Annotated in this window: 4 protein-coding genes and 1 pseudogene; 1 reads left to right on the top strand and 4 read right to left on the bottom strand. The window is 58.7% G+C overall.

From position 1 onward, the window contains the following. On the bottom strand, positions 1-279 hold a 279-nt coding region (locus Q1V60_RS02320; protein ID WP_300627097.1), incomplete at its 3' end, for a PepSY domain-containing protein. Between the two features lie 89 nt (positions 280-368). Next, positions 369-1,520 carry a glycerophosphodiester phosphodiesterase gene (locus Q1V60_RS02315; RefSeq protein ID WP_300627096.1) on the bottom strand — a complete coding sequence of 384 codons (1,152 nt, stop codon included), beginning with the start codon at positions 1,518-1,520 and terminating at the stop codon, positions 369-371. A 232-nt stretch (positions 1,521-1,752) separates the two neighbouring features. Here Q1V60_RS02315 and Q1V60_RS02310 point away from each other — a divergent pair, with 232 nt between their 5' ends. Further along, entirely contained in the window at positions 1,753-2,076 is a 324-nt protein-coding gene (locus Q1V60_RS02310; RefSeq protein WP_300627094.1) for a DUF2025 family protein, read from the top strand. 140 nt (positions 2,077-2,216) lie between these two features. Here Q1V60_RS02310 and Q1V60_RS02305 read toward each other — a convergent pair whose 3' ends face one another. Both Q1V60_RS02305 and Q1V60_RS02300 read right to left on the bottom strand, forming a co-directional pair. Next, positions 2,217-2,537, bottom strand: coding sequence for an antibiotic biosynthesis monooxygenase (locus Q1V60_RS02305; protein WP_300627092.1), 321 nt, complete (start codon positions 2,535-2,537; stop codon positions 2,217-2,219). Next, positions 2,534-2,754: pseudogene (locus tag Q1V60_RS02300) on the bottom strand (hypothetical protein); the annotation flags it as partial. The pseudogene Q1V60_RS02300 and the gene Q1V60_RS02305, both read right to left, overlap by 4 nt.

Genomic DNA, 2,754 nt, shown 5'->3' with positions numbered 1-2,754 from the left:
GCCGGTTTTGGCGTCCAGCTTCACTTCGTATTTCTTGCCGGCGGTGTCGGTAAGGTCAACTTCATACACGAGTACGCCGCTGTCGTTGTGATCCAACTCAGTGTCGTTGATCGTTGCGCCAGCATGTTTGGCGACGGCTGCAGCGTTCAGTTTTTCGAATGGCATTACGGCGCCAGACTTGAGCAGGCCTTCAATCTTGTCCGGACTAACATCAGCCTGGGCCAGGCCGGCAGTCAGGGTCAGAGCAGTGGCGGCGAACAGAGCGGTCAAGGTTTTCATGGTGTGTCCTTCTGGTTGAACTGTTTAAGTGGGGCCAGATTAACCCGGGCAACTTAACTCACCCTTAATGGCTCATCGGCACCTACGATTCAGTATTTATGGTCGCTCAGCAGGTCCTGAACGCTGGACGACGGCCAGCGCTTGTAAAACTTCAGCAGTTCGGCCGCACGGTTGGTAAAGATGCCATCGACGCCGGCGTTCATCACCTTGTCGAAATCAACCGGCTCATCCACGGTGTACACGTGCACCAACAGGCCCTTGTCGTGGGTCAGCTTGTTCATTTCAGGCTTCACCAGGTCGGTGTAGCTCTGGTCGCCATGGTCGGTCAGCTCAGCCGAAGGGCCGGTGCCGATGGCGCCGAGGCTTTTGGCCTGGTCGACCCATTTCTCGAACTCGGCCGCGTCTTTCGGCTCTTGCTTGGCGTAATAGGCGGCTTTGGTCGGTTCGCCGGACTCGGCGAAGGTCACCTTGGATTTGGGTTCAATGCTGCCTTCACCCACCCACAACAGCAGGATCTTCGGCGTGTTGGGCATTTCTTTCTGCAGTTGTTCCAGGCTGGCCACTTCGAAGGTTTGCAGCACCACGCGGCCCTTGCCCTGGCCGACACCGGTGTTGCTCTTGCCCAGCTTGGAGCCGGCGGAGCTCAACCAGCCCTTGTCCAGCAGCTTGTTTTTCAGGTCGGCCTCGATGCCCGGAAATAGCTTGGGCTCCTTGGTTTCGATGTAAAGGCCGGGTTTGTGCTGGGGATTGCCTTCGGCGATTTTGATGATGTCATCCAGGCTCTGGATTTTCAGGCCGACGAAACCTGAGCGCGCGCGGTCAGGGTAGGCGGCGTTGAACCAGCTGCCGGCGTCGAGGGTTTGCAGTTCTTTCCAGGTGAATTCGTTGGCCGGCGCGTCTTTGCGCTCGGGAAACTTGGTCGCCACGTCGGTGGTGCGTTGCAGGTTGTTGTCGTGCAGGGCGAACAATACGCCGTCCTTGCTGCGCTGCAGATCCAACTCCAGGTAGTCGGCGCCCAGATCGCGCGCGACCTTGTAAGCGGCGGCGGTGGACTCGGGGGCGTCATAGGAGGCGCCGCGGTGGGCGATCACGGCAGGGTAGGGGATGCCTTCGTTTGTCGCCAATTCAGCCGGGCTGATCGGCTCGGCAGCCTGTGCGGGGCCAATGCCGAGCATCAGCGCCAGCAGCAAGGCACTGCCTAGGGTGGCGGGCACCGGGCTGTTGGTAAACGTGACGGGCATATGCGAAGTCCTTTCATGAAGGTGACTTTGAGAAGGTGTCCTTTTTAACAATTGATTGTGAAAGGCGCTATCACCAAACCGACATTAACGTGCGCGAGGGCCAATTTTGTGGGTTTTTTTGTGATCCGTTGCAGTACTCTTAGCCAGAACCGCCCCGCCAGAGGGCGGTATTTTCTGCCACGCGTGTAAACCATCTTTCCAGTCCCAGCGGGACTTTTCAGTGAGGTTTACCATGCGCATTACATCCGAGCTTATCTGCCAGGCCGCCGACCAACTCCACGGCTTCGTTGGCCTGAACCGCAAGACCGGCCAGTACATCGTGCGTTTCAGCGAAGATGCCTTCGGCATGGACGTAGCCGATGACGGCATCATTCCCACGGCCGAGTTCGTCTGGGTACCGGCTGCCGACCACACCATGATCCTGTCGCGAGCGCGCATTCAGTTACTGCTGGAGCAGCATATTGATGATCGCCTCAACATCAGCGAACCGTTGCGGGTGTATATGCGCAAGGTCGAGATCCCGCAGATCAGTGCGTTGCGCAGTTTGGTCAGCTAGACCTGCACCTTTTTCCATCACATGAACCTGTAGGAGCGAGCTTGCTCGCGAAAAACTTGCAGGCGCGGCGTCCATCCCGTGTGCACGCGTTATCGTTGACATTTTTAGCGAGCAAGCTCGCTCCTGCAGGGGCCGATATTTCATGTTGGGAATGTGTAGTCCCGTTCCACTTTGCATACCCGAGTTTGAAACGCTGTGTACCAGAGGGAGCGCCCTTGCTCGCGCACTTGCCGATGCTCGGCCTGCTGTTTCCAGGCCAGGATCGCCGCTTCGCTGCTCCAATAGGACACGGTGATCCCCAGGCCATCTTCCCGCGCCGATTCCACGCCGAGAAATCCAGGCTGTTCACGCGCCAGTTCCAGCATGCGTGTGGCGGCCTGACCGTAGCCCTGATCGCCATCGGCGCGCAGTGAGCTGAAAATTACCGCGTAGTAAGGTGGCGCTGGTGTCTTGGCGATCATGCCGAGGCCTCCCGGCACGCCTTGAGCAGGGCAATCGCCAGCGGTGGCGTGGTGCCTTTGAGGGCGGCGCGTTCGGGTTGGAACAGGGTGGCGACGAAAAAAGGGTGGCTTAGCAGCTCCATTGCGCGAAGGTCGCCAGCAGCGTCACGGCCACTGGCAATCATCTCTCCTTCGAGCAATGCGTGAGCGAACTGCGGATTGATACCGTAGCGGCAAC

The sequence above is a fragment of the Pseudomonas sp. genome, assembly GCF_030147005.1.
GTDB lineage: Bacteria > Pseudomonadota > Gammaproteobacteria > Pseudomonadales > Pseudomonadaceae > Aquipseudomonas.
Note: the sequence above shows the minus strand (reverse complement) of the source record. Positions and strands in the feature narration are given on the sequence as shown.